Origin of the sequence: Parasynechococcus sp., assembly GCF_042954325.1 — a bacterium.
In the GTDB taxonomy this organism is placed as follows: domain Bacteria; phylum Cyanobacteriota; class Cyanobacteriia; order PCC-6307; family Cyanobiaceae; genus Parasynechococcus.
This window is the reverse complement of the sequence record NZ_JBGKDS010000018.1, coordinates 1-25,894: the sequence shown is the minus strand read 5'-3', so window position 1 is coordinate 25,894 and position 25,894 is coordinate 1. Positions and strand designations below refer to the sequence as shown.

The 25,894-nt window shown below is 59.5% G+C and carries 24 protein-coding genes; 14 read left to right on the top strand and 10 right to left on the bottom strand.

Annotated features, from left to right (window positions below; all coding sequences use genetic code 11):
• Positions 1-23 precede the first annotated feature (23 nt).
• Genes ACGVKB_RS03095 through dapF form a run of 3 tightly spaced genes read right to left on the bottom strand, consistent with a single transcriptional unit; the run spans position 24 to position 3,035 of the window.
• On the bottom strand, positions 24-737 hold the full coding sequence (locus ACGVKB_RS03095; RefSeq protein WP_392349815.1) for a DUF1995 family protein: 714 nt from the start codon (positions 735-737) through the stop codon (positions 24-26).
• A gap of 26 nt (positions 738-763) precedes the next feature.
• Positions 764-1,939, bottom strand: coding sequence for a cysteine desulfurase family protein (locus tag ACGVKB_RS03090; protein WP_392349814.1), 1,176 nt, complete (start codon positions 1,937-1,939; stop codon positions 764-766).
• Positions 1,926-3,035 (bottom strand): diaminopimelate epimerase, encoded by a 1,110-nt coding sequence (gene dapF / locus ACGVKB_RS03085; protein ID WP_392349813.1) that lies wholly within the window; start codon positions 3,033-3,035, stop codon positions 1,926-1,928. The genes ACGVKB_RS03090 and dapF overlap by 14 nt, the downstream gene beginning before the upstream one ends.
• A 26-nt stretch (positions 3,036-3,061) precedes the next feature.
• On the opposite strand from dapF, the gene ACGVKB_RS03080 reads away from it, so the two are divergent.
• Complete coding sequence (locus ACGVKB_RS03080) at positions 3,062-3,283, top strand: hypothetical protein (protein ID WP_392349812.1); 222 nt, start codon at positions 3,062-3,064, stop codon at positions 3,281-3,283.
• Between the two features lie 37 nt (positions 3,284-3,320).
• Complete coding sequence (gene leuS, locus ACGVKB_RS03075; protein ID WP_392349836.1) at positions 3,321-5,936, top strand: leucine--tRNA ligase; 2,616 nt, start codon at positions 3,321-3,323, stop codon at positions 5,934-5,936.
• A 23-nt stretch (positions 5,937-5,959) separates the two neighbouring features.
• Here the strand turns inward: leuS and ACGVKB_RS03070 are convergent, their stop codons facing one another.
• Positions 5,960-7,558 carry a glucose-6-phosphate isomerase gene (locus ACGVKB_RS03070; protein WP_392349811.1) on the bottom strand — a complete coding sequence of 533 codons (1,599 nt, stop codon included), beginning with the start codon at positions 7,556-7,558 and terminating at the stop codon, positions 5,960-5,962.
• A gap of 111 nt (positions 7,559-7,669) precedes the next feature.
• On the opposite strand from ACGVKB_RS03070, the gene ACGVKB_RS03065 reads away from it, so the two are divergent.
• The 3 genes from ACGVKB_RS03065 (at position 7,670) to ACGVKB_RS03055 (ending at position 12,800) form a co-directional block, all read left to right on the top strand.
• On the top strand, positions 7,670-8,449 hold the full coding sequence (locus ACGVKB_RS03065; protein ID WP_392349810.1) for a helicase DnaB: 780 nt from the start codon (positions 7,670-7,672) through the stop codon (positions 8,447-8,449).
• A gap of 526 nt (positions 8,450-8,975) precedes the next feature.
• The gene (mfd, locus tag ACGVKB_RS03060) at positions 8,976-12,554 is read left to right on the top strand and encodes a transcription-repair coupling factor (protein WP_392349809.1); all 3,579 of its coding nucleotides are present in this window, start codon (positions 8,976-8,978) and stop codon (positions 12,552-12,554) included.
• Positions 12,555-12,635: 81 nt separating this feature from the next.
• Complete coding sequence (locus tag ACGVKB_RS03055; RefSeq protein ID WP_392349808.1) at positions 12,636-12,800, top strand: hypothetical protein; 165 nt, start codon at positions 12,636-12,638, stop codon at positions 12,798-12,800.
• Between the two features lie 51 nt (positions 12,801-12,851).
• On the opposite strand, the gene ACGVKB_RS03050 is transcribed toward ACGVKB_RS03055, so the two are convergent.
• The 4 genes from ACGVKB_RS03050 to ACGVKB_RS03035 are packed head-to-tail and all read right to left on the bottom strand — an operon-like array spanning position 12,852 to position 16,455.
• The gene (locus tag ACGVKB_RS03050; protein WP_392349807.1) at positions 12,852-14,198 is read right to left on the bottom strand and encodes a S41 family peptidase; all 1,347 of its coding nucleotides are present in this window, start codon (positions 14,196-14,198) and stop codon (positions 12,852-12,854) included.
• A 34-nt stretch (positions 14,199-14,232) separates the two neighbouring features.
• The gene (ispG, locus tag ACGVKB_RS03045; protein ID WP_392349806.1) at positions 14,233-15,456 is read right to left on the bottom strand and encodes a (E)-4-hydroxy-3-methylbut-2-enyl-diphosphate synthase; all 1,224 of its coding nucleotides are present in this window, start codon (positions 15,454-15,456) and stop codon (positions 14,233-14,235) included.
• A gap of 22 nt (positions 15,457-15,478) precedes the next feature.
• Positions 15,479-16,048 carry a uracil-DNA glycosylase gene (locus tag ACGVKB_RS03040; protein ID WP_392349805.1) on the bottom strand — a complete coding sequence of 190 codons (570 nt, stop codon included), beginning with the start codon at positions 16,046-16,048 and terminating at the stop codon, positions 15,479-15,481.
• Entirely contained in the window at positions 16,045-16,455 is a 411-nt protein-coding gene (locus tag ACGVKB_RS03035) for a VOC family protein (RefSeq protein ID WP_392349804.1), read from the bottom strand. The genes ACGVKB_RS03040 and ACGVKB_RS03035 overlap by 4 nt, the downstream gene beginning before the upstream one ends.
• Positions 16,456-16,520: 65 nt before the next feature.
• Between ACGVKB_RS03035 and ACGVKB_RS03030 the strand changes: the two genes are divergently transcribed.
• Genes ACGVKB_RS03030 through ACGVKB_RS03005 form a run of 6 tightly spaced genes read left to right on the top strand, consistent with a single transcriptional unit; the run spans position 16,521 to position 21,765 of the window.
• Complete coding sequence (locus ACGVKB_RS03030) at positions 16,521-17,699, top strand: pyridoxal phosphate-dependent aminotransferase (RefSeq protein WP_392349803.1); 1,179 nt, start codon at positions 16,521-16,523, stop codon at positions 17,697-17,699.
• Between the two features lie 40 nt (positions 17,700-17,739).
• Positions 17,740-18,657 (top strand): putative selenate ABC transporter substrate-binding protein, encoded by a 918-nt coding sequence (locus ACGVKB_RS03025; protein ID WP_392349802.1) that lies wholly within the window; start codon positions 17,740-17,742, stop codon positions 18,655-18,657.
• Positions 18,654-19,361: a phosphonate ABC transporter ATP-binding protein gene (locus tag ACGVKB_RS03020; protein WP_392349801.1), complete on the top strand. Its 708-nt coding sequence runs from the start codon at positions 18,654-18,656 to the stop codon at positions 19,359-19,361. The genes ACGVKB_RS03025 and ACGVKB_RS03020 overlap by 4 nt, the downstream gene beginning before the upstream one ends.
• Positions 19,340-20,866: a PhnE/PtxC family ABC transporter permease gene (locus tag ACGVKB_RS03015; protein WP_392349800.1), complete on the top strand. Its 1,527-nt coding sequence runs from the start codon at positions 19,340-19,342 to the stop codon at positions 20,864-20,866. Before ACGVKB_RS03020 ends, ACGVKB_RS03015 begins: the two co-directional genes overlap by 22 nt.
• 3 nt (positions 20,867-20,869) lie before the next feature.
• Positions 20,870-21,553: a GDSL-type esterase/lipase family protein gene (locus tag ACGVKB_RS03010; protein WP_392349799.1), complete on the top strand. Its 684-nt coding sequence runs from the start codon at positions 20,870-20,872 to the stop codon at positions 21,551-21,553.
• 53 nt (positions 21,554-21,606) lie between these two features.
• Positions 21,607-21,765 (top strand): hypothetical protein, encoded by a 159-nt coding sequence (locus tag ACGVKB_RS03005; RefSeq protein WP_392349798.1) that lies wholly within the window; start codon positions 21,607-21,609, stop codon positions 21,763-21,765.
• Position 21,766: 1 nt separating this feature from the next.
• Here ACGVKB_RS03005 and ACGVKB_RS03000 read toward each other — a convergent pair whose 3' ends face one another.
• Complete coding sequence (locus ACGVKB_RS03000; protein WP_392349797.1) at positions 21,767-22,051, bottom strand: PCP reductase family protein; 285 nt, start codon at positions 22,049-22,051, stop codon at positions 21,767-21,769.
• Here ACGVKB_RS03000 and ACGVKB_RS02995 point away from each other — a divergent pair.
• On the top strand, positions 22,050-22,736 hold the full coding sequence (locus ACGVKB_RS02995; protein ID WP_392349796.1) for a sigma-70 family RNA polymerase sigma factor: 687 nt from the start codon (positions 22,050-22,052) through the stop codon (positions 22,734-22,736). The genes ACGVKB_RS03000 and ACGVKB_RS02995 overlap by 2 nt on opposite strands.
• Here ACGVKB_RS02995 and ACGVKB_RS02990 read toward each other — a convergent pair.
• Positions 22,726-23,445, bottom strand: a complete 720-nt coding sequence (locus ACGVKB_RS02990; RefSeq protein WP_392349795.1) for a TIGR00297 family protein — start codon at positions 23,443-23,445, stop codon at positions 22,726-22,728. The genes ACGVKB_RS02995 and ACGVKB_RS02990 overlap by 11 nt on opposite strands.
• Before the next feature lie 85 nt (positions 23,446-23,530).
• On the opposite strand from ACGVKB_RS02990, the gene ACGVKB_RS02985 reads away from it, so the two are divergent.
• Positions 23,531-23,983 (top strand): hypothetical protein, encoded by a 453-nt coding sequence (locus ACGVKB_RS02985; protein WP_392349794.1) that lies wholly within the window; start codon positions 23,531-23,533, stop codon positions 23,981-23,983.
• A gap of 911 nt (positions 23,984-24,894) precedes the next feature.
• On the top strand, positions 24,895-25,260 hold the full coding sequence (locus tag ACGVKB_RS02980; RefSeq protein WP_392349793.1) for a hypothetical protein: 366 nt from the start codon (positions 24,895-24,897) through the stop codon (positions 25,258-25,260).
• Positions 25,261-25,894: the final 634 nt, after the last annotated feature.

Here is a 25,894-nt window from a genome sequence, read left to right as displayed (position 1 = left end):
GCGATCGATACAAGGGAATGGGCTCAGTTGCGCAAGCCATCTAAAAAACGATCGACATTGCCGAGTTGCTGCTTCAGGCCGGGCCCGTCCTCGCCCGCAAGGATGGCGTTGATCGTTTCAGGGTCCGGGCGCGTCTCCAGCTCTGCGACAGCGCGATACCCATCGGGATCGGCGCGATAAACATTCCAGGATTCGGGGTGGACACGCATCACGGCACCACCGTCGATCGGTTCCAGCCAATAGGCCTGAGACCAAACAGACACAAATCCTTTGCGCCGCTCGCGGGCGACGCTGCCGATCCCGACGGCCGCATCCTCGAGCCGACCATTCAGCATCAACACCGGTCCGGAATGGGAAACGCAAATCTCAGCGAACTCGTCGTACTCCGAGGGTTGCGGTGCCACCACAAGCAGCAGGGCATCAGCCGGCGGGTCCTCCTTGGACGACCACTGCTTGAAATCCAGCACACGCTCGGCCAGATCCTCGGCATCCCGTCGCGCCAGGGCCGCGGCACCGGCATCTGGCCACAGCAGGACCACGGGACGGCCAGCGTCGATCAAGGCACGGGCCAGGCGCAGGGCGACCGGCAACACCCGCAGATTTTCAAACCGGAGGGCAGCGGACCACCGGGTGCTGTCGCCGGAGGTCAGCGCCGAGCTACAGGCCTCCAGAAGATCCTGTTCAGCGGTCGCGAGATCCGGCGGAAGAGGGCGCTGCCCAGGGGTTGTCGTTGTCATCACCCAATTGTCACCGCCCAAGCATCTCAGGTGCAGGCCGCCCGTGCGGCATCAAAACGCTCCGGAATGCTCTCGAGCTCATCTGCGCTTAACCAGGGCCCCAGCGAGAGCCGCAGACCGGAGCGACGCAGCGAGACAGGCAGGTCCATGGCAGTCAGCACCGGGCTGTCCTGGCTGCGGCCTGAACTACATGCACTGCCACTGCTGGCGGCCACACCATGGCGGGCCAGTTGACGGACCAGCTCGCGGCCGCTGATTGGTCCGCCTGAGACATCCTTCACCACCAGGGAAATGTGATGCGGTAGACGGTGATCCACGCCGGCACCGGTCAACTGCACACCCTCGCGGTCCAGAAGCTGCTCGAGCAAGCGATCACGGGAAGGGCGCAGGTCCGGCGTCACCCCTGCAGGTGCTTCCCGACCGGTGATGGGACGGTGCAGCGGCAACGCATCCAGGGCTTCCGCCATCCCGGCCGTCAGGGCTGTGGCTTCGGTGCCACTCCGCCATCCCTGTTGCTGACCTCCACCACCAAAAAGCGGCTGCTGGAGCACACCATGTCGGAACAACAGCAAGCCCACACCACGGGGGCCCTGGAATTTGTGGGCTGAACCGCTGAGCAAATCCAAAGGCAGGGCGTTCCAGTCGAGACGGGCCTGCGACAACAGCTGGGTGGCATCGGTGTGGCAAACAATCCCGCGACGGCGACAGGCATCACCGATTTCGAGCATCGGTTGCAGGGTGCCGACCTCACTCTGGCCCCAGTTCAACGACACCAGCCGGGTCGGCGGTTCGAGGATCGCGTCGAGCAAATCCATCCTCAAGTGCCCGTCCGGGCCAACCGGCCAGATCTGCACATCCCAGCCCTGGGAGCGAAGTGCATCAGCGGCGGCGAACACGGCCGGATGCTCCAGTGCACCGATCACCAACCGAGCCGGAGAGGTCCGGGCCGCGGTGCCAAGAAGCGCCAGATGGACCGATTCCGTGGCACCGGAAGTGACGATGAGCTGATCGGCGGCGGCACCCAGGGCGTTACCAATCCGCTGACGGGAGCGCTCCAACATCTCCGCGGCCGCCAGCCCATGGCCATGGAGGCTGCTGGGGTTGGCCCAGGCCTCGCGATAGACCGCCTGCATCGCCTCAAGGACCGCCGGCAGCGGTGGCGTCGTCGCCGAGGCGTCGCAGTAGAGCTCAGCCAAGGCCACGGTCAATTCGAGCCTGGGTGCGCTGTTCCAAGGTGTCGCTGGCGAGATTCAACATCGCATCGAGCGACGTGCTGTTGAGAAAATCCTGCACCTTGCTCTGGGCTGCATCCCTTAGGCAGTTGTCAGGACGCTGACAGGTCTGCTCGCAGTCGCGAGCACAGTTGAGCTCCTCAGACACCGCTGGACGGATGACCGGCGACACCGCTGCAGCGGGGGCAGCGCTCACGGACGCTGCCGGCACCAGTTCAGGGGTGAGCACTCCATCGAACACGGCCTCCGCCGGACCGGTCATCCACACGGAGCCGGTCTGATCGGGCCAAGCGATCTGCAGAGGACCACCGGGAAGCAGCACTTCGGCATGGTCGTCGGCCAGGCCGAGCAGGGACGCGGCAACCAGGGTGGCGCAGGCACCGGTGCCGCAGGCCAGGGTTGGACCTGCCCCCCGCTCCCAGACCTTGATTTCCAGATGTGTTCGGTCGTGAACCTGGAGGAAATGGACATTGGTTTTGGCCGGGAAGACCGGATGACACTCCAAAGCAGCCCCCCAGGCATCAAAGGGGATCGTGCTGAGGTCCTGAACCGGAACCACCACGTGGGGATTGCCCATGCCAACGGACGCAACCTCCATGGTCTGGCCGTCGAGGGCAAGCGCACCCTGGGGCAAGCGATCTTCGCCAACCTCAAGGGTTGTGGGCACCTGATCGGGGCTCAGGAACGGAGCGCCCATGTCCACCTTGATCTGACCATCGCTCTGCAGTTCAGGTTTGATCATCCCGGCGGGGGTCTCAATCGCCCAGCGGCGCCCCGGCGCATCACCATCGCTGTCAGCAAGGAAGCGGGCCAGGCAACGGATGCCGTTGCCACACATTTCCGCTTCGCTGCCATCGGCGTTGAAGATCCGCATTCGCAGATCACCGTCACGCTGCGGCGGTAACGCCAGGATCACACCATCGCCGCCGACCCCGAAACGACGGTCGCAGACGGCACGGATCCAGTTCGGGTCCGGATCCACGATGTTGGCGGCAAGCTGACTGGCACGTCCCTCAAGGATGAGGAAGTCGTTGCCAAGTCCCTGATACTTGCTGAACTGCAGCATGTCGGCCTCGATTTGTACCGAATCCTATGGAGACCTCACCATTGAATCCGAGTCTTCCCGGTGTGAGGCTTCTTCAACACTGGATTCGTGAACAACGTCCCCTCAGCCTTGACCTGGTCAGTCACGGTCGATTGGAGGGGCGACTGGTGTGGCAGGACTCGGAATTCCTCGCCCTTGAAATCGAGCCCCAATCGGAACTGACCCTGGTGAACCGTCAGCATGTCTGCGTGATCCGCCCACTGGGCTGAAGGATGGGGTGTGGCACGATCGCCTCGATTCCGTCGACTGACGCGCGTGTCCGCTTCCGCTTCTTCCGCTGGTGCCACCGATCAGTCGGGCCGCTACCAACCGACTGAGCTGGAAGAGCGCTGGCAGTCGCGATGGAAAGAGCAAAGCCTTGATGCCACCGATAGCGACCCAGACAAAGACCCGTTTTTCGCGCTGTCGATGTTCCCGTATCCGTCGGGAACCTTGCATATGGGCCACGTGCGTAATTACGTCATCACCGATGTGATTGCGCGGGTGCAACGCATGCGCGGCCATGCCGTTCTCCATCCCATGGGCTGGGATGCCTTCGGCTTACCCGCAGAAAATGCTGCGATTGAGCGCAATGTCGATCCGGGGGACTGGACCGATCGCAACATCGATCAGATGCGTGACCAGCTCGATCGCCTCGGGCTGTCGATCGACTGGAGCCGAGAACAAGCCACCTGTCATAGCGATTACTACCGCTGGACCCAGTGGTTGTTCCTGGAGCTCATGGAGGGCGGTCTCGCTTACCGCAAAAACGCAACAGTCAACTGGGATCCCGTTGACCAGACCGTTCTCGCCAATGAGCAGGTCGACAGCGAGGGACGCTCCTGGCGATCAGGGGCCGTTGTTGAGCAGCGCCAACTCAATCAGTGGTTTCTCAAAATCACCGACTATGCGGAGCCTCTTCTCAACGACCTCGATCAACTCGACGGTTGGCCGGAGCGCGTCCGCACGATGCAAGCCAACTGGATCGGGCGCTCGGAAGGTGCGGAAATCAGCTTCGCCATCGAGGGATCCGACAGCAGCGTCACCGTGTTCACGACCCGGCCCGACACGCTGGCTGGCGCCAGTTACGTGGTGCTGGCACCGGAGCATGCCCTGGTTGAGCAGCTCACCAGCAGCGCCCAAGCGGATGCGGTGGCCGAGTTCCGGACAGCCGTCGCACGATTGAGCACGATCGAGCGCACCAGTGACGACCGCCCCAAGCGCGGCGTGCCGATTGGGGCGCAGGTTCGCAATCCACTGACCGGCGAGACGCTGCCGATCTGGATTGCCGATTACGTGCTGGCGGATTACGGCACCGGTGCCGTGATGGGTGTCCCTGCCCATGACCAGCGCGATCTGCAATTCGCGACCAGCCATGGTCTGCCGGTTCGGCAGGTGATTGATGCCGACGGTGCCGCCGCCGCGATCGCTGACGGTCAGGCCTGGAGCGAACCGGGGGTGTTGATGCAGTCGGGGACATTTGATGGCACCCCCTCTCAGGACGCCAAGGCTGCGATCACCCAACACGGTGAGCAGGGCGGTTGGGCCACAAGCAAGGTCACCTATCGCTTGCGGGACTGGTTGATCTCACGCCAGCGCTACTGGGGCTGCCCGATCCCGGTGATCCATTGCCCGGACTGCGGCGTTGTGCCTGTTCCACGCGACGAGCTACCCGTGGAACTGCCCCGGGGGATCGATCTGTCCGGCAAGGGCGGCTCGCCCTTAAGTCAGCAACAGGACTGGGTCAATGTCAGTTGCCCTTGCTGTGGTGCTGAGGCCAAGCGCGAAACAGACACCATGGACACCTTCATGTGTTCATCCTGGTATTTCCTCCGGTTTGCTGATCCCCACAACGAGACACAACCGTTCAGTCGTGAAGCGGTGAACCGCTGGCTTCCCGTGAAGCAATACGTGGGTGGCATCGAACACGCCATCCTTCACCTGCTCTACGCACGCTTTTTCACCAAGGCACTGCGCGATCGCGGGCTGATTGACGTGGGCGAACCCTTTGAGCGTCTGCTCACCCAGGGGATGGTGCAGGGCGTGACCTATCGCAACCCAGCCAGCGGGCGATATGTGGCTCCAGGAGATGTTCAGGATCCCGAGAAGCCTTTGGACCCAAGCAGTGGTGAACCACTCGAGGTTCTGTTCGAGAAAATGTCGAAGTCGAAGTACAACGGCGTCGATCCGGCGGCGGTGATCGATCGGTACGGGGCCGATACGGCACGGATGTTCATTCTGTTCAAGGCCCCCCCGGAAAAGGATCTGGAATGGGATGACGCCGATGTGGAAGGTCAGTTCCGCTTTCTGCAACGGCTCTGGCGCCTTGTAGAGCGGCTCAAGGAAACCATCAAGGTCAACGCCGATCTCCCATGGCCCACCACGCTCAGCGACGGGGAACGGGATGTTCGAAGGGCCGTCCATACCGCCATCGCGGAGATCTCGGAGGATCTCAGCGGTGAGATCCAGCTGAACACGGCGATCTCAGAGCTGATGAAGCTGACCAATGCCCTCACCAGCGCTGATCTGGATCAGCTCCAACCTGCGGTTGTTCAAGAAGCACTTTCGACATTGGTGCGACTGCTGGCACCGTTTGCACCGCATCTGGCGGAGGAGTTCTGGAGCCATTTGGACGGGCAGGGAAGCATCCACAGGCAGGCATGGCCGGTGGTCGATTCCGACGCGTTGGTCCAGGACAGCATCGATCTGGTGATTCAGATCAAAGGCAAAGTGCGCGGCACGCTTCGGGTTCCAGCTGATGCCGATAAGGCAACACTTGAGGCGCTTGCCCTCAGCAGTGACATCGCCGTGAAATGGCTGGAAGGAGCAGCCCCCCGTCGCGTGATCGTCGTCCCCGGGAAGTTGGTGAATCTGGTGCCCTGAATCCCTGCCGGATCAGGGTCTGATCAGCTTTTGGCGAACCGCATCGAAGCCGGATGTGCCCAGTCTCCCTGGGCCACATAACCGCGTTTGTTGCCAGCCAGATGACGAAGAATCCAGAAGATCGGCTCATCCGACTCTTCACCAATCACCTGACGAATCTCGGACACAGAGCGGGACACCCGATCAGCGAGAACCGCTTCAACCTTGGCCTGCAGGCCAAGAACAGCCGCCGCTGCCTTCTTGCCCGCTTCGACACCGGGCTGGTGATAAGCATTGACATTGACCAGCTCGCCGTAGAGACCAACGGCCCGTTCAAACAAGGCGATGAGCGCACCCAAACGGCGGGCATCAAACCGCTGCATGCTGATGCTCATGTTCTGGCGATCGCTTTCCGTCAGCGCAGAGCGAGTTCCCTGTAAGAAACCATCCAAGAAGTCCCCTGGACGCTCCTGATTGATCGCGGGAATGTCGTCACTATCTTCAAGCACTTCAATGAACGTGACGAAGAAGTTGTCAACGCCATCGCGCAATTGCTGAACGTAGGCGTGTTGATCGGTGGAGCCTTTATTGCCGTAAACCGCAATGCCCTGATGGACGACCTTGCCATCGCGGTCCTCACGCTTGCCGAGGGATTCCATCACAAGCTGTTGGAGATAACGGCTGAACACCTCCAACCGGTCGCGGTAGGGCAGCACAACCATGTCCCGGCGGCCACGGCCGTCACCTGCGACGTGCCAGGCCGCTGCCATGAGAGCAGCGGGGTTCTTGCGGAGATCAGCCACACGGGTGGCTTCATCCATCTGTGCAGCACCCGCCAGAAAATCGCGGATATCGGACCCGATCAACGCCCCAGGCAACAAACCAACGGCACTGGTGATGCTGGTCCGACCACCCACCCAATCGAACATGTCGAAGCGCTGGAGCCAATCCTCCGATTGCGCCTGCTGATCAAGACGGCTGTCCAGCATCGTGACCGCCACCGCCTGCTTCGCCCAGACACCACCTGCGGCCTCGACGCGATGGCGTGCTTGCGCCATCCCCATGTGGGGCTCTGGGGTGCCACCGGATTTACTGACAGTGACCACGAGCGTGGTTGCCAAGCGATCTTCCAGACCGCTCAGGACTGCACTGATGCCATTGGGATCGACATTGTCGAGGAAATGGAACGGCAGACCCTGCCCGGTGGTTTGCAGGGCGCGGATCATCAGAATTGGACCGAGGCCACTGCCACCGATGCCAACCCAAAGAACATCGCTGAAGGGCTGACCATTCGGAGCCTTGATGGCACCGCTGAGGATGTCCCGTCCGAAGGCCTCAATGCGATCGACCTCGGAGGAAACATGCTGAGACACCTCTGGCTCCGGTGCCAAGGATGGTGTTCTTAACCAGTAATGGCCGACCTGACGTTGCTCGTCGGGGTTGGCAATCGAACCGGACTCAAGGGCCTGCATGGCCTGGAACGCTTTGTCGAAGCCCGGTTCAAGGGCTGTTAAGTGATCGGCATTGACATGCATCCGGCTGATGTCGAGCCAGAAGCCGAGATCATCGTGGTACCAGAGCAGATCACAAAATCGCTGCCACTGAATCTGAGCATCGCTACCGCTGAAATCCGGGAAGCTCATCGAGTCCTGGGTACCCACCGGCAGACGCTATCGGTGTTTTTCAGAGACTCATGACTTTGTGGGCCAGCCCAGCTAGTTTCATCACGTTTCCGTTTCTGGAGCAAACGATCGTTGCTGGGCAAACCTCTGTTCACGGCTGCGTTTGCGGCGGTGGCTCTGGCGATCGCTTCAATGGTGCTCGGTCACGATCTGTCTCGAAAGCCTGACTCGACCGACTTTAAAAACCATTCCACTGGGATCACCGGCCTGAATCCAACGGATTTCAGTCCCGAGGAACTGCAGGAGTTGCAGCGGCGCTTTGGGGTCCATGGGCCCCAAACACCGATTGCACAGCTGTTCACCCAGGGTGTCGATCAATTGGAGCCGCTGCGGGCACAAACGCTCTCAAAACTCGAGCGGCTTGAGCCGATCATTCATCGCGAATGCAGGCGCCAGCACGTCAACCCAATGCTGGTGACGGCGATTCTCTTTGACGAGATCCAACACTCCAAACCCGGAGAAGACTTTCCGCTGATTGCCCATTCAGGCTTGGTCAAGACCCATGGCCTGGCTCAAATCGGGATCAGCGAACTGATTCACCAGAACCGACTGCCCAAAAATCCCACCAAAGAAGACATTGTGTGGGCACGGGAACAGCTTCTGGATCCAGCGATCAACATCGAATTACTCACTGGAAAAATTCGCCGCCTGAAACAAGAATTGGGATTCCCGGACGATTACGTTCTCATTGCTAGTCGCTCCTACCTGGAAGCCAAGGCCATTGCAACTTTGACGTACTTGCACAATGGAAAATTAGATTATCCAGCGAGAATTTTGCGCTACATGCAAGACCCAGAGCTGCATGGGTTGATGTACGGCGATCGAGTTGAGGACTATTCCTGGTTGATTTGAGTGATGCCGTTTGGCTTACATCACCAACGGTGACTGAGGTTGCCGCTCATTGGGAGGGGGCACCGTCAAACGACGGGGCTGAAAGAGACTTGGCAATGACGATGCAAGCAAAACAGTTGTAATTCCAAGGAAGACAGCCATTGGAATGGGCTTGACCCAGGGCAGCCGCTCGAGGGGTGTATGACATTCGCTACAAATGGGTATCGCGCCCTTGGGTGGCCTCAACACAATCGAGGGACCACAACAGCAAGTAGGACAGCGAAAACGAGGCATCTATTTCATCCGATATTTCCACTTTAGCCGCGGCTTATCGCAGTGGCATCTCGATCATTTTTTTGGCATCAACAAAACATCTTCACAGACCAGTCCCGAATCGATTGTTTAGAAGAGCAGGCCAAATTGCCCTTTGACGAGCCACGATGAATTGAAGGCTGGATGGATGGCATCGCGGCAGGGCGGCCATCCACGGCCTCAGTAGAGGCTCATTGGTTGCGAAGATCGTCACCTCGCAAGCCGTTCTCCACCCATGCCACTCCGCTCGATGGTGCGTCAGCTGCAGGATGCAGCGCTCACCGGAGAACTGCTGGAGCGTTGCGGCCGTACCGATCGGTTGCTGATGCGTGGAGCAGGGCGTGGCAGCCGGGCCTTGGTGGCCAGCGCCTTAGCCCAACGCCATGGCAGTCCCCTGTTGGTGGTGGTGCCCACCCTGGAAGAAGCCGGACGCTGGGCGGCCCTGCTGGAATTGATGGGATGGCCAAGCGCCAGCCTGTATCCCACCAGCGAAGGATCGCCCTATGAGCCCTTCGACCCCACCAGCGAGATCATCTGGGGGCAGCTTCAAGTCCTGAGTGACCTGATTGGGTCTGGGGATGCGGGGCGCTTCGCGATCGTTGCGACGGAACGCTGCCTGCAGCCGCACCTCCCACCTCCGGACGCGCTCACGACCACCTGCCGCACCTTGCGACGGGGCGATGACATCGACCTTGAGGATCTCTCAGAAACCCTGGCCCAACTCGGCTACGAGCGGGTGTCCACCATTGATCAGGAGGGCACCTGGAGCCGACGCGGCGACATTGTTGATATTTTTCCGGTCAGCAGTGAACTGCCCGTCCGGCTTGAGTTCTTCGGCGAGGAACTCGACAAACTGCGGGAATTCGACCCCGCCACCCAGCGGTCGCTGGATCCGGTGGATCAGCTCCGACTGACTCCCACGGGGTTCAGTCCACTGATTGCCGATCAATTGCGCAATTCGATGCCGGAGGGCCTCGATCGCCTGCTCAGTGAGCAGGCCCTCGACGACCTCCTCGAAGGCGGGACGCCCGAAGGCATGCGGCGATTGATGGGGTTGGCCTGGCAACAACCAGCGTCTCTGCTCGATTACCTGCCCAGCAGCACAACGGTGGTGATCGATGAGCGGCGGCAGGGTCTGGCCCATGGCCAACAGTGGCTGGACCATGCGGACGAGCATCACCGCGAGATGGCAGCCGAATGTGGGCTGAGCGACGCCGAACGCGACCAGCTGTGGCCCGCCGTGATGCATCGCCCGATCGCCGGGGCCTATGCCCTAGCGGACGATTTTCACGGTTTCGACCTCGCTGAGCTGCTCGAAGACGACGCGCACCCCAACAGTTTTGATCTCGCCAGCCGTCCAGTGCCGGCCTACCCCAATCAGTTCGGCAAGCTCGGGGAACTGATCAAACGCTGGCAAACGGAGCGAACGGCGGTCTGGTTGATCTCGGCCCAGCCCAGCCGAGCGGTTGCATTGCTTGAAGAGCATGACTGCATCTGCCGCTTCATTCCCAACAGCGGCGATCGACCGGCGATCGAACGCCTGATCGAGCAGAACACCCCCGTCGCCTTGAAAGCCAAAGGCACCGCGGAACTGGACGGTCTTCAGTTGCCGGCCTGGCGCGTGGCGCTGATCACCGACCGCGAATTCTTCGGACAACAAACGCTCACCTCCAGTGGCTATGTGCGCCGAAGGCGCAAAGCCGCCAGCCGCACGGTCGATCCCAACAAGATGCGGCCCGGGGATTTCGTGGTGCACCGGAACCACGGAATCGGACGCTTTAAGGCCATGGAGAAGTTGGCCGTCAGTGGTGATGTGCGCGACTACCTCGTCGTCCAGTACTCCGATGGAATTCTCCGTGTGGCTGCGGACCAACTGGGCAGCCTGGGCCGGTATCGCGCCACCAGCGACTCACCGCCCCAACTCAGCAAGATGGGAGGCGCCGCCTGGACCAAAGCCAAGGAACGAGCCCGCAAAGCGGTGCGCAAAGTGGCCTTGGATCTGGTCAAGCTCTATGCCGAGCGCCAGAAAGCCGATGGCTTCGCCTTCCCCATCGATGGCCCATGGCAGACCGAGATGGAGGAATCATTCCCCTACGAACCGACCCCCGACCAGCTCAAGGCCACCGTCGACGTCAAACGCGACATGGAAAAGGCCGAGCCGATGGATCGGCTGGTCTGCGGTGACGTTGGCTTCGGCAAAACCGAAGTGGCCATCCGCGCGATTTTCAAAGCCATCACCGCCGGCAAACAAGTGGCGATGCTGGCCCCCACCACCGTGCTGGCCCAGCAGCACTGGCGCACCTTGTCTGAACGCTTTGCGCCTTACCCCATCAAGGTGGCCCTGCTCAATCGATTCCGTACAGCGTCGGAACGCAAGTCCATTCTCGACGGCCTGAGCAAGGGAACCATCGATGCGGTGGTCGGGACCCACCAGCTGCTCGGGAAAGGTGCAGCCTTCAATCAACTCGGTTTGCTGGTGGTGGATGAAGAACAGCGCTTCGGGGTGAATCAGAAGGAAAAGATCAAGGTGCTGCGCAAAGACGTTGACGTCCTCACGCTTTCAGCGACACCCATCCCACGCACGCTCTACATGAGCCTTTCCGGGGTTCGGGAGATGAGTTTGATCACCACCCCACCGCCGCTGCGGCGTCCGATCAAAACCCATTTGGCCGCGTTGGATCCAGAGGCGGTTCGCAGTGCCATTCGCCAGGAGCTCGACCGGGGCGGTCAGGTGTTCTATGTGGTTCCGCGGGTGGAAGGGATTGAGGACGTCGCCAGTGGACTCCGGGCGATGCTGCCCGAACTCAAGCTGCTGGTGGCCCACGGTCAGATGGCCGAAGGGGAACTGGAAAGCGCCATGGTCGCCTTCAATGCCGGTGAAGCCGATGTGATGCTCTGCACCACAATCGTGGAAAGCGGCCTTGATATCCCTCGGGTCAACACGATCCTGATTGAGGATGCCCACCGCTTCGGCCTGGCTCAGCTGTACCAGCTGCGCGGACGGGTGGGCCGCAGCGGCATTCAGGCCCATGCCTGGTTGTTCTATCCCGGCAACGCCAGCCTCAGCGATGCGGCACGCCAACGACTGAGGGCGATTCAGGAATTCGCCCAGCTCGGCAGTGGATACCAACTGGCCATGCGCGACATGGAGATCCGCGGAGTCGGCAACCTGCTCGGTGTGGAGCAAAGCGGCCAGATGGAGACGATCGGATTTGATCTCTACATGGAAATGCTCCAGGAGTCACTCGCGGAGATTCAGGGTCAGGACATTCCGTCGGTAGACGACACACAGGTGGATCTACCGGTAACGGCTTTCGTGCCGGGAGATTGGATCACCGACCCCGACGAGAAGATCGGGGCTTACCGCGCTGCGGCCGACTGCACATCATCGGAAAGCCTGGTGGAACTGGCCGCAGGCTGGACCGATCGTTATGGAGCCTTGCCTGCTGCCGTGCAATCGCTGTTGCAGCTGATGGAGCTGAAACTGCTGGCCAAACGTTGTGGCTTTGCACGCATCAAACCCGAGAAACCCAACATCGTTTTGGAGACTCCCATGGAAGAACCGGCCTTCCGCTTGCTGCGTCAGGGGCTCCCGCAGCATCTGCATGGCCGGCTCGTGTACCAGGCCGGTTCGGGCATCCAGCACAAGGTGCTGGCCCGAGGCCTTGGGGTGCTTCCGATGGAGAAGCAGCTCGAGCAACTGATGGAATGGCTTCGGCTGATGGTGGCTCAGATTCCCGATGCCGAGGGCTTAACACCAGCCCAACGGGAGGAGCAACTGAAGCAACAGAACGCAGAGGTGCTGCGGGTCTGACCTGAGTCGCGTCCGTTTCTGAGAACAGTTCCTCACAATGCGCAATTCTTCGTTACACTGAATAGAGATTTCTTAACGACCATGGGCGAGTTCGTCGAAATCAGCAGCTCCGGCTCCTTCGGACTTGTCAGTGGTGTGTTCTGCGCTGCAGCCCTCGCCATCTACGCCGTGTTCCAGCCAGACGCCAGTGATGACGACGATTCCAACGGTGGTGGAGGCGGTGGCCTCATGCAACCTGTCGCCTGAGATCCGAATCACAATCCCGGTGACACCAACCGGGATTTTTAATGGGATCTATTAAAGAGCGCTGTGCAAGTTGGCTGTTCCTGGTTGATAGCTCAAGCCGGAGTCCAATCGGCGAATTTCTTTGACAAGAGTCGTTTCCGCCACGCGATATTGAAGATCATTTTTGGTGCCAAAGTCTTTTAATTCAAAATTCTTGAGCTGCTTTTCCGTCAGTTTGGCTTGAATGTCTGGCTTGATGCCATTTTTGTGAATATCTGTCCCATTGGGAGTCAGATACTTGGCGATCGTAACTGTGATACCGGAACCATCCGCCAAACCACGCACCGATTGAACAAGCCCTTTGCCGAAGGTTTTCTGGCCGACCAATTTGGCGCGGTTGTTGTCCTGTAATGCACCGGAAAGAATTTCACTCGCGCTGGCAGAACCTTCATTGACCAGAACAACCACCGGCTTGTCCGTGATAGCGCTTCCCGTCGCCCGGCGAACATCACGAATGCCTTCCCGGGTTCTCGTGCTCACAATCGTCCCCTTGTTCAACCAATGGCGAGCAATGTCGATGCTTGCATCGAGCAAACCACCAGGGTTGAAGCGAACATCAAGCACATAACCATCAACACCGTCCGTCTCAAAGGTACGGATGGCATCTCGCATCTCCCGCGATGCATTGGCATTGAACTGCTTCAGACGGATATACCCCACGCGGGTTCCATCAGCCAATTGATTGAGGCTGGTTTCCACCGCATGGATCTCAATCCGAGCACGGGTTAGCGGCACGGTGACAACGGATCCCTTCCGGCGCAGACCCAGAATGACCTCACTTCCCTCAGGCCCTCGAATCAATTTGACGGCATCTTCAGTGCCCATGCCCTTGGTGCTTTGACCATCAATGGTGACAATCACATCCTTGGGCTGGACACCAGCTTTTGAAGCCGGTGTTCCTTCAATGGGAGAAACAACAATCAACTCTTTGCTGTCTTTATCCAGCGACAGTTGAATCCCGACACCCATCAGTTCACCTGAGGTGTCGATCTGCATTTCCTTGAACTGTTTAGGATCAAGGAAACGGGTATAAGGGTCATTCAGACTGCCCAACATGCCCCGAATCGCCTCATAGGACTCAGCGGGACCGGCATAGGAACGGGCGAGCAGATCCCGTCGCAATGATTTCCAGCGATCTGGGGAATAACTTCCACTGGAGTCAAGGAAATCGCGATAAACGATTTGCCAGACTTGATCAATCACCTCCTTCGGACTATTGGTGATCGATCCGCCGGTGGCACTCGGCAAGGTCAGGCCCGGACCAGCCAGGACAACAGCCGTCGACACACCGGCCAGACCGAGGGTCACCAACAAAGGGGCTGAGCGAAAAAAGCGACGAGCGTCGGAACCGCGGCTCATGACCCCACAGGACTGATTCTTCAGCCTAACGAGTTCAGTCGGGATCCACCCAGCGTCCGTCGTCCTTAATCAACTGGATCAGGGCCTCAACACCCTCTGATTCAGGAACTTTACGGATCTCATCCCGACCGCGATACAGAGAGATCACCCCAGGGGTTTTGCCAACGTATCCATAATCGGCATCGGCCATTTCCCCAGGCCCATTCACGATGCACCCCATGACAGCAATGTCGAGGCCGGTGAGATGCGATGTGGCATCGCGCACTTTGTTCAAGACCTCCTCAAGGTTGAACAGCGTGCGGCCACAGCTGGGACAGGCCACATATTCGACCATCGTTTTGCGCAGACCCAGCGCCTGAAGGATGGAGAAACAAACCGGGATTTCTTTTTCCGGGGCTTCGGTCAACGACACCCGAATGGTGTCCCCCAGCCCCTCGGACAGCAGCGTCGCAATCCCCGCTGTGCTTTTGATCCGGCCGTAATCGCCATCGCCAGCCTCCGTGACACCGAGATGCAAGGGGTAATTGAACCCCTCCCGATCCATGGTGTCGGCCATCAAGCGGTAAGCGGCAAGCATCACCGGAGCCCGGGATGCCTTCATTGAAATCACAATGTTGTGGAAGTCGAGTTCATCGCAGATCCGCACGAACTCCATGGCCGACTCCACCATGCCCTGGGGTGTATCCCCGTAGGTGAACAACATCCGCTCCGCCAGGGACCCATGGTTCACACCGATGCGCAGCGCCTTGTTCTGGTCCCTGAGCAAGGTCACCAGAGGTGCAAAGGTCTCGCGGATGCGGGCGCCGATCGCGTCGAACTCGTCCTTGGAAAACTCCTGACGATCCGGATCGGGCTTATCAAAAACGAACAGACCAGGATTGATTCGAACTTTGTCGACATGCTTGGCGACCTCCAAGGCGATCTTGACGCCGTTGTGATGCACGTCCGCCACCAATGGGACCATGCAGCCCTGGGCACGCAGGGCTGAGCGAATCTCGCCCATCGCTCGTGCGTGCGCCATCGATGGCGTCGTCACCCGCACAATCTCGGAGCCGGCATCCGCCAGTCGCCGGATTCCCGCAACGGCAGCGTCGATGTCCAACGTGTCCTCGTTGATCATCGACTGCACAACGACAGGATGATCACTGCCCACCGGCACATCACCGACCATCACCGTTCGGGTGACGCGTCGATAAATCTGTGTGTCATAACGGCGGTCCGAGCTGGCCGCAGTGGTCGAATCCAGAGTGGCGGTCATGGCTGGCAGCGCCTGAAGCGCTTCAACGTTCGCACAAGCGTTGACGAACCGCGATCAGATCCAACCGCGTCAGGGCAACCGGAGCGCCGTCGGCAGTGGATGGATTTCTCAAGAGGTACGAGGGATGAAAGATCGGCATCACATCCCTGCCCTCCCAGCGCTGCCATCGACCGCGCAGATCGGTCATGCGTCCCTTGCTGCCCAGCACCGCCTCCAGCGCCGTCGCGCCGGCCAGAACAATCACCTCAGGGTCAATCAACGCCAGCTGGTGATCCAACCACTGACGACAGGCCTCCAATTCAGAGCGCCGTGGGCGTCGGTTGCCCGGTGGGCGGCACTTCACCGCATTGCAGATGTAGCAATCCTGATCTGGAGACAAACCGACCTCAACCAGCAGTCGATCCAGCGCCTGGCCCGATCGTCCGACAAACGGCAATCCAGTGGCGTCCTCCCGGGCACCGGGGGCCTCGCCGATCAACATCAACCGAGCCTCAGGGTTGCCTCGACTCACCACCACTTCCTGACGGGTCTTGGCCAGATCACAGCTGCGGCAATGGCGGCAGTCGTCGAGATCAAGGGAGGCAGACGTCATCGCTTGGACACAGCCGGAACAACCACCAGCACGGCATTCTCCTCCGGATCAAGCAGCCAGCATTCCGCTCCAAAACTCTCCAGGCGGGGAGATTCAGCAATCGAGGCCCCAGCAGCGAGCCAATGGGGAAGCATCCCTTGCAAGTGCGTCAAGGGATCCGCTGAGGCCTTCAATCTCAGACACGGAGCAAGATGACGGCCCCTGTCGGGGAAAGGGCGTTGACGGGATGGCCGGTAGATCTCAAGGGAAAGGCCTTCGGCCAAATCAATAACCCAATGGGTGGCACTCCAGCCGGGTGCAGCATCACGATTCAGCAACCTCGAATAGAACGCCGCCAGGCGGGAGGGGTCATGACTGGCCAGAACCCAGCTGATCTGATCTGGTTTGTTCAAAGGCTCTTCATCCACGGTTGTCTTGGGCCGGACATAAGGCAGGATGAGATTTTTAACGCGCTGTGGAAGGTGCGTTGATGATGCCCGGATCGCCAGCACTCTCGTATCGGGCCAAGGCCCTCAAGCCTTCGCTGACCCTTGAGATTGCGGCTCGAGCGAAGGCCTTGCAGGGCGAAGGGCGCAATATCTGCAGTCTGAGTGCTGGTGAACCTGATTTCGATACACCGGAATTCATTGTTGAAGCGGCCCGTAGAGCCCTTCTGGACGGTTACACCCGTTACGGCCCAGCAGGCGGTGATCCAGAGCTTCGTGCTGCGGTTGCCGAGAAACTGAGCCGCGAGAACGGCCTTGCAACCAAGCCCAACGAGGTGATGATCACCAACGGAGGCAAGCAGGCGATCTACAACCTGTTTCAGGTTCTGCTGAACCCGGGCGATCAGGTTTTGATCCCAGCGCCGTTTTGGCTCAGCTACCCGGAAATTGCAGCGCTGGCTGGTGCAGACGTCGTCACGGTCCCGTCCTCAGCAGCGGATGGATTCGTGCTGGATCTGGCGCAACTCGAAGCCTCAATCACGCCCAAAAGCCGGTTGCTGGTGCTCAACACACCCGGGAACCCCACGGGTCGGGTGATGGCGAAAGACGAGCTGCTTTCCTTGGCTGATGTGCTCCGGCGCCACCCGCAGATGCTGGTGATGAGTGACGAGATCTATGAATATCTGCTGGCTGAGGGGCACAGCCACCACAGCCTTGCGGCCCTCGCACCCGACCTCAAAGACCGTTGTTTCACAGTGAACGGATTCGCCAAAGGTTGGGCGATGACGGGGTGGCGCCTGGGTTATCTCGCAGGCCATGCCGATGTGATCCGTGCTGCAGCTGCACTGCAGAGCCAGAGCACAAGCAACGTGTGCAGTTTTGCCCAACGTGGAGCGCTTGCGGCCATCCAAGGCTCACGCCAGTGCGTGCAAGACATGGCCGGGAGTTACAACGGGCGGCGCAAGCTGTTGGTGTCGGGTCTTCAGGCCATGGATGGAATCACCCTTGTGCCTCCTCAAGGCGCTTTTTACGCCTTTCCCCAACTGCCTGATCACATCACGGACTCCATGGAGTTCTGTCGACGTGCCCTCGATGTCGAAGGGCTAGCCGTGGTCCCCGGCGCTGCCTTCGGAGATGGACGCTGCATCCGGCTCTCCTGTGCCGTGTCGCGTGAGACCATCAGCGATGGGCTCGAACGACTTTCACGTGTGCTCCAAAACTGGTGAGCTGACCGGGTCCCCACCATCTTTCTCTGGACACCGCTTGATGGCTTTCACGATGTCACAACGGCGCACAGCGAAGCGACGCACAGTTGCTGTCACCGGTTTGGCCCTGCTCGGTGCCTTGTCGATGCCAGCTGGAGCGCTCGCCGAAACGCTCCGCATCGGTGCCATTCCTGACCAGAACCCTGAACGCCTGAACCGCCTCTACGGCGCTCTGTCGTCGGAACTGTCGGAAACCCTCGGTGTTTCGGTGCGGTATGTGCCAGTCAGCAACTATCCGGCTGCCGTCAGCGCTTTCCGGACCGGCGCCTTGGATCTCGTCTGGTTCGGGGGACTCACCGGCGTTCAAGCCCGCCTGCAGACCCCCGGTGCCCGGGTGCTGGCACAACGCGATATCGACGCGAAATTCACCAGCGTGTTCATCGCCAATGGTGCCAGCGGCTTACGGCCTCTCAAAAGTCAGGATCAACTCAAGCGACTGCGCGGCAAACGCTTCACCTTTGGCTCGGAGAGCTCCACATCCGGCCGGCTGATGCCTCAGCATTTCTTGGCCCAGGCCGGGGTCACCCCCAATCAGTTCCAGGGGCGGCCGGGCTTTAGCGGCAGCCACGATGCCACCATCGCCATGGTTCAAAGCGGCGCCTATGACGCAGGTGCCCTGAACTCGCAGGTTTGGAAAGCCCAGGTCAAAGAAGGCCGGGTTGATCCAGCGAAGGTGTCGGTGATCTGGACCACACCCACCTACGTGGATTACCACTGGGTGGCTCGTCCGGATCTCAATCAGCGCTTTGGGAAGGGATTCACCAAACGGCTCAAGACCGCACTGATCGAACTGCGACCCGATACAGCACGACGCCGCACAATCTTGGATCTGTTCGGTGCCGCAAAATTCATCCCCGCGCAGAAGGCCGATTACGCCGCGATTGAGCAAGTGGGGCGTGAACTCGGAAAGATTCGTTGAATCCATCGCTCAAGTTCGATCGAGTCAGCCTCAAAGGCCGGCTCGATTCAGTTGATCTCGAGCTCCGGGGCGATCAGCGCACCGCTCTGCTGGGCAGCAGTGGCGCTGGTAAATCAACCTTGATTGCCCTCGCCAACGGCAGTCTGCGACCCGATCAAGGGCAGGTGTTCTGGGCTGATCAACCGATCAGCCAGTTACCCCGTCGGCGCCGGCGCGAGATCGGCACCCTCTGGCAAGACCTGCGGCTGGTTGAAGAACTCACAGCCCTGCAAAACATCAATTCCGGGGCCCTCGGGCGTCACTCCTTGGTCTGGGCGCTGCGCAACCTCTGTGACAGCACGCTCTGTCGATCGACCTGTCGGGAGCTGATGGCCGACGTCGGCTTGAGCGAGCAGCTTCTCGACCAGCCCATTCAGCAGCTGTCGGGCGGCCAGCGTCAACGCATCGCCATGGCGCGGCTGTTGCGTCAGCAACCCACCTTTGTCCTGGCCGATGAACCGCTTTCAGCCTTGGACCCCGTCCTGGCAGAAGACGTGATCCGAATTTTGCTGAACCAGACCGGCTGCCTCGTCAGCCTGCACCGACCGGATCTGATCAGCCGCTTCGATCGAGTCCTTGGACTTCGTCACGGCGCCCTGGTGTTTGACGTCCCCGGAGATGGCCTCAGCGCTGAGGAGATCGCATGGCTCTACAACAGCAACTGAAACCGGCCCTCCCACTCATCCCGCTGTTGCCGGGGCTGGCCCTACTGCCCCTGGTGTTGATTTTGCTGCGGGATCTGCATGGTGGGGGCTCGGCCTTACTGGGCGATGCACTGCGCTCGGTTGTCCAGCCATCCTTTGACCCGGTGGTCCTCACGAGCCTGGTGCAAGGGGCTCAGGTCACCCTGCTGACCGCTCTGCTGGCCTGGTGCCTCAGCTGCATCGCCGGAACGGTTCTCGGCATTCTCTGTTCCGATACCTTTTGGCAGCTGCTCGGGGCACCAAGGCGGATCGCAACCGTCATCCGCCTTCCTCTGGCCTTGATCCGTTCCATGCATGAGCTGATCTGGGGATTGGTGTTGCTGCAGTTGCTGGGCCTGAGTTTCTGGGTGGCTGGTCTGGCAATCGCGATTCCCTACAGCGCCTACATGGCTCGGTTGGTACGTGATCTGATCGACACACGTCCATCGCCTCCATGGCGGGCTTTGATCAATTCAGGAGCTCCGGCCTTGAGTGCCGTGCTCACGGCCATAGCCCCATCGATGGCACCGGAGTTGGTGCAGCAGATGGGCCAGCGGCTGGATTGCGCCTTGCGATCAGCCGTGATGCTCGGAGTCTTCGGCCTCGGTGGGCTTGGCACAGACCTGCTGCTGAGTCTGCAATCGCTGCGGTTCGAGGAGGTCTCCAGCGGTCTTTGGATGCTGGCGGCCCTGATGGCAATCGTCGAAACAGCGACCCGACAGATGCGTCGGCGGCTCGGAGCACTGCCTGGCTTGCTGGTTGCAGGGTTGCCTCTCGGTGTGGTCTGGGCCAACCATCTTTCCCTCGATCTGACTTGGCCGCGCTGGACCCCGCTGCCGATCACCCCCAACCTGAGTGGGGTGATCGAAGCGATCACCCAGGCCCACTGGCCTGAACTGATCGGTGCCACCCTTTTAATCACGGTCTGGTCGACCGCCATTGCCATCGCCGCACCACCTCTGTTGCTGCTGCTCTGGCCCAGCCGGATGGGACGAAGCGTTCAGCAGTGTTGTTGGCGGCTGTGTCGGATCTGCCCCGTACCACTCACAGCCCTCTTAATGCTTTTGCTGGTCAAACCCAGCCCCATGGTGGCGGCGGCAGCCCTCGGGGTGCACCACGCCGGCGTCACCGGTCGAATCCTGCTGGATGCCGTGGATCAACGCCAGGATCCTGCTCAGATCAGTCTGCTGGCCTCAGGGAGCAGCCAACGCAGTGCCGTGCTTTATGGGCCACTGGCCCATTTGAGCCGCAATTACCTCGCCGTCGGCGCCCAGCGCAGTGAGGTGATCTTGCGTGACACCGCCGTCGTGGGACTGGTCGGGGGTGCGGGGCTGGGTTGGGAACTGATGGAGGCACTGTCGAGTTTTTATTGGGAACTCGTGATCGCGCTCTTGATCAGTTACGCCCTCGTCACGATGGCCGGTGAGTTGATCACCGACCAGTTGCAACGGATCTGGGCCTGCCAAGCTGACGGGTCGACAGGTTGATCCATGCAAACCCAGGCTCCCCCAAGGCAGTTGCTGGTGATCGGCGACAGCGGTGTCTTTGGTTGGGGCGATCGTGAGGGTGGAGGTTGGTGCGAACGCCTCAGACGGGAATGGATGGACACCCCCAATGCACCGGTGGTTTATCCATTGGGGGTTCGCGGGGATGGTCTCGAACGGGTCGCGCAACGCTGGCAAGGGGAGTGGAACTGCCGCGGAGAGCTGCGCCGCCAACAGCCGGAAGCGATCGTGCTGAGTGTGGGGCTCAACGACACCGCGCGCGTCGGCCGTTCCGATGGTCGACCTCAACTCAGTGAGGCGGCGTTCGGCTTCGGGATGCGACAGCTGCTGACCGAGATCAAGCAACACTGCACGGTGTTTGTCGTTGGCCTGACCCCGGTCGACGACGTTGCCATGCCGTTTGCCGGGTGCCTCTGGTACAGCAACCAGATGATTCAGGGGTATGAAGCCACCCTGGCGGAGGCATGCCAGGAGATCGATCTCCCTTTTCTTGCCATCCATGACGCCATGACGGCGGAACCGGACTGGCTGCAATGGATGGAGCCCGATGGGCTGCACCTCAATGAGCGTGGCCACCACTGGCTGCATCGGCGGGTGTCGTCCTGGCCGCTCCTGCAGCAGTGGGCGGGGCTGGTGGCCCAGAGCACAGCGACTCCCTTGGCGGCTTAACCGCCACCCGCTCGGCAATTATTGTGAGCGAATCCTGACATCGCTCCAGGGACGTGGCCCACAAGCGCTCTGCCGACCAACAAGGCTCAATTCGTTCGGCCCAACGAAAAACCACGCTGAAGTGGGACAGCAACGGCGAACTGACCGGGATCGACATGGCTCGGATCATTGATCAGTTCAAGGACCGCAGCCTCAAGGAATGCGAGCTCTGACTTACTTCGGAGCCATCTTGTCCCGAGCATCCCGGTAGAACTCCACCGAGATCTGGTCAAGGCCGGCGTCCTGGGCCATGGCCTCGACACGCTTTCGCACGGCGGGCCGCACAAAGAAGGGAACGTCTTTTTTCAGGGACGCCTGGGCGTCATCGTTCCACTGCATGCCATGAACTGAAGCGGCCAAGACCCTATCCGGCACTGGAGTGCCGAAACTGAGCACGGGAGTGGCTGTTGGATCGCGAGCATCGACCTGACGGTGGGAATGACCTTGTGATTCCCCCATGGATCAAGCCTTTATTACCCGTCGAAATCAAGCTGTGCTGGCCCATCTCGGGCTCGCCCGCCATGTGAGCCGTCAGGAGCAGCGCAAAGGAGCGGAGTTATACGAGGACCTTCTCCAGGAGGCCTCCCTCGGCCTGGTTCGCGGCATGGAACAGTTCAATCCGGACCTGGGCTTCAAACCGAGCAGTTATCTCGTTCGCCGCTGCCGGGGCCAGATTCTCCACTACCGGCGAGATCGATCCCAAACCATTCGCATTCCTTGGAGGCTGAGGGATTTAGCTGTGCGCGGCCGTCGACTGCAGGAACAACGGCACCACAACGGTCTGCCCGAGCTCGGGGCCAAGGCAATCGCCGAAGCCCTTGGAGTGAGCCCAGAGCGCTGGATGCAAGCACAACTGGCCAACACCCATGGAGCAGTGGTCAGCCTCGATGGCCCCTTGCAGGACAGGCACCCCACAGCAGCGACGGACGACCCCCAACGGGAGTGGTTAAAGCATGCCTTGGAACAACTGGACAACGAACAACAACAGCTGCTGAAACGGCATTACATCGATGGCATCAGCTTGCGAGCCTTGGCCGAGACGATGGCGCTCTCACCAAGCAAGGTCCGAGCATCGGTCCGCAATGCCCTTGGTCGATTGCGCCAGATGGCTGAACATTCCAGCGACGTTGCGATTACGGGATAAGCGCCACCAACGCGACCATCAACACAGCGGCAAAGCTGGTCTGCAACGCATTGACCAGCTCATTGCTCATCCATGACAAGCGCGTTTGGGCCACGGCGCCCAGAACACTTTCGGCAAGGGTCGCCACAAGGCCAACCACGGCGACCAGCCACATCCAGGACAGCGACGGAAGCAAAGCCAGCGCCCACATCACAACGGCCATCAACAAACTGCCAACGGCACTGGCCAACGTTCCCTCCATGCTGATCGCGCCTTCCGTCCCTGGTTCAACCCGGCGCAGGGTGGTGATCAACCGTGGGGTACGGCCCCAGCGTTTGCCGATCTCACTGCCAAAGGTGTCGGCCAGCTTGGCGGCAAAACTGGCGGCGAAAGCCGCCAACAACCAGGGCTTGGGCTCGAGACCAGCCGCGATCAGCAGCGCCAGAGAAGCCCCGGTGGCCGCGGAACCCCAAACGTTTAGAGGGGAACGGCAACCTCCTCGGGCTTCCGCCAGCCCACGCCTTTGCTTGTCGCTGAAGCCCAACTTGGTGACAGCGCTGCCAAGGCCGAGATAAAGGACAACCGACAGCCATCCAGTCCAGCCCAGGCTTCCCCAGAGCACCGTTCCAAGGATTCCGGCGTGCACCCAGCCCCAACGCGTCAGCAAAGGCAGGCGTTGGGCTAGCGCGATCAAAACCGTATTGACGATCAGGGCCTGAAGCCAAACCATGCCGCTGTGTTGCACTGCTGTAAGGATCGTCGGTGAAGATCCCTCGACGCGAGAGAATCACGACGGATTTTTCTTTGGAGCCGGAATGGTGCTGAACGGCAAGAACGGCGGATTCTTCCTCGACCTCGACTCCAGTGATGCGAAGCCCGTCACCTTGGATCTCGGACCAGACAAGGAGCCGGAAGAAGCCCCACAGGAAGAAGCCTCTCCGATGACCCTCACGGTGGACCGGGCAGAAGGCAGCACCGCACCTTCCCCCGCAGCACCACAGTCCCCAGCTCCCAAAACGACGACGGCGAGCTCACCCGCGAAGGCAACAAGCTCGGCCAAACCCGGCACACCAAAACCTTCCCTCACCACAGCTGAGGCCATCGCAGCAGAACTGGCAGCAGCCGAAGCTGCACGGCCCGCCGTTTCGTTGTCGACCTTTGCGCCCGACAATCTGCTTCCCGGTAAAGCCCTGCGTCAGCGCAACCGACGCCCAGGCTCCAATCTGAAGGGTTTCAAGGACATGGCCGGAGACCTGTTCAAAAGCTGATCGGCACGATTTCAACCCAGTCATAGTCTTAGTTCTTGAGGGTCAAGATCAAGTCAGACTGGGTTGAATGACAACAGAAATAACCTGAAAAAGACCACGTTTGGAGCACTGGACTCAAACGTGGTCCAAATCATTTCACCCTTGTTCGATCAATCGGAACAAAACAGCCTCTCGGCGCGATGGTCAAGCAACACTATGGGGTCTTCAACTCGTGCGAAGCAAGGACCAGCAAAGGTGATCACTTCGATCCACCTTGAAGCCTCCCAATGCCCAACCGACCAGACATAGAGACATCAATCTAAAAATCAATCGCCAGCAAGGAAGCACCGTGATTGACACCTAAATAGAAAAACTCCAGGGACAAGGCAGACAAGCCCACTCAATTAAATTCAATGGACGTGCGATCCCATTAGAAACACCGGAGCAAGAGGAATCTGTCAATTAATTAGAGACAAAAGTCTCAAACTGTTGTGAATAGCGACAGAACACAGGCAGCACAAGGCCGACCTGCGGCAGCCCACCAGACACAACGAGGCCAAAGCCCTCCGAAAAGCTCGGTGCCAACTCCGCCCTTTGGCTTCAACTCAGCGAGAAAGCGGACTTCAAGCCTTCATTCCGCTGAGCTCCAGGGACCACACCATACGTTCCTTTGCGCCACTCCTTGAGCTTGTTGTCAATGTCCAAAACCAGTGTTTCATCAGCAGGGCCAACACCTTCGAATGCACGTGAGCCGCTTGAAGCGCAATCTGAAGGACGGTCTTGTTTGGGGTTGGCGGCTCCAAGCGACTGCTTGCCAAACAACCCGCTCCTAACAATGACCCACCTGGATCCACGACAGATCAGAACACAATAATTTGTACTTTGACCAGCTGTATTCAATTTCATCGAACAATTGCAAGTCCAAACTGTAAATGGCCCAAGCGTTCTCATTGAGCGCTAGGGCAAATCAATGGGGAGGCTTCAGCATGTCTAGTCGTCAAAGCATCAAGCAAGGGGTTATTGCACTTTTGACAGCTGCGGCTTTTCCTTCGATTGCTTGTGCTCAGCTGACTGAAGAACAGGAAGTCCTTTTAGCCAGCGGGCTTACTGCTGGTTCATTGATGACAGCTTGTGTGATGCTCGAAGAAGGTATGCTCTCAAGAGAAGATGTAAGACTTTATGCGATTGGCTTCATTGCCAGCATTAGAGAGTCTGAGACAGGTGCTGGTTTGGCAGGAGCCATGATGGGCCTAGAAAAGAGTAAGAACAATCACCCTCAGTGCCCGCTACCCGACTGACAATGATTCAGATTCACCGTTGAAAGCTTGGGCGGCGTCCGGATTGATTCATTGACCGGCAGACGCAACCTTCATCCTTCAGTCACTCAAGACCTATCGATAACAGCGACAAAGCAATAATCTTCAATAAACATATGGCATTGCAAAGCTGATCCTTGCATCAGACCTGTTCTATTTTCGTGCCTTTTTGGCAAGCAATCCAACAAGCCATGGTTTTTATGGCTTGTGTTTGCATCGCCTACGACATATCGACTGGTGGCAGAAGTGGGACAACCACCCCTATTGGCAGCTGAGGCAAAGGCATCCGACTAATCATGCTGGCCTGACCGGTTGAGCCGCTGAAGATGCACGACTTGGCATACAGGACAGTCGCTGGGCTCAACAGTTGCTGGCTTCATTGGCTAGATTTCATCAAACGACAAACCGCAATGATCCCTGAACCTTACGAACTTTTCGACATCGACAAAACATCGGACAAATTATTTTTAATCACGACCTCATGGATTGTGCTCTTTTTAATGCTGCTCTGAAGCCAACGATTGGGGCATTTTAAGTCGTTTGAACCCACTTTGTTCACGAGTAAATTAGCCCTGACACATCCATCTGTGACCAAACGGCCTTCGACCGATCAATC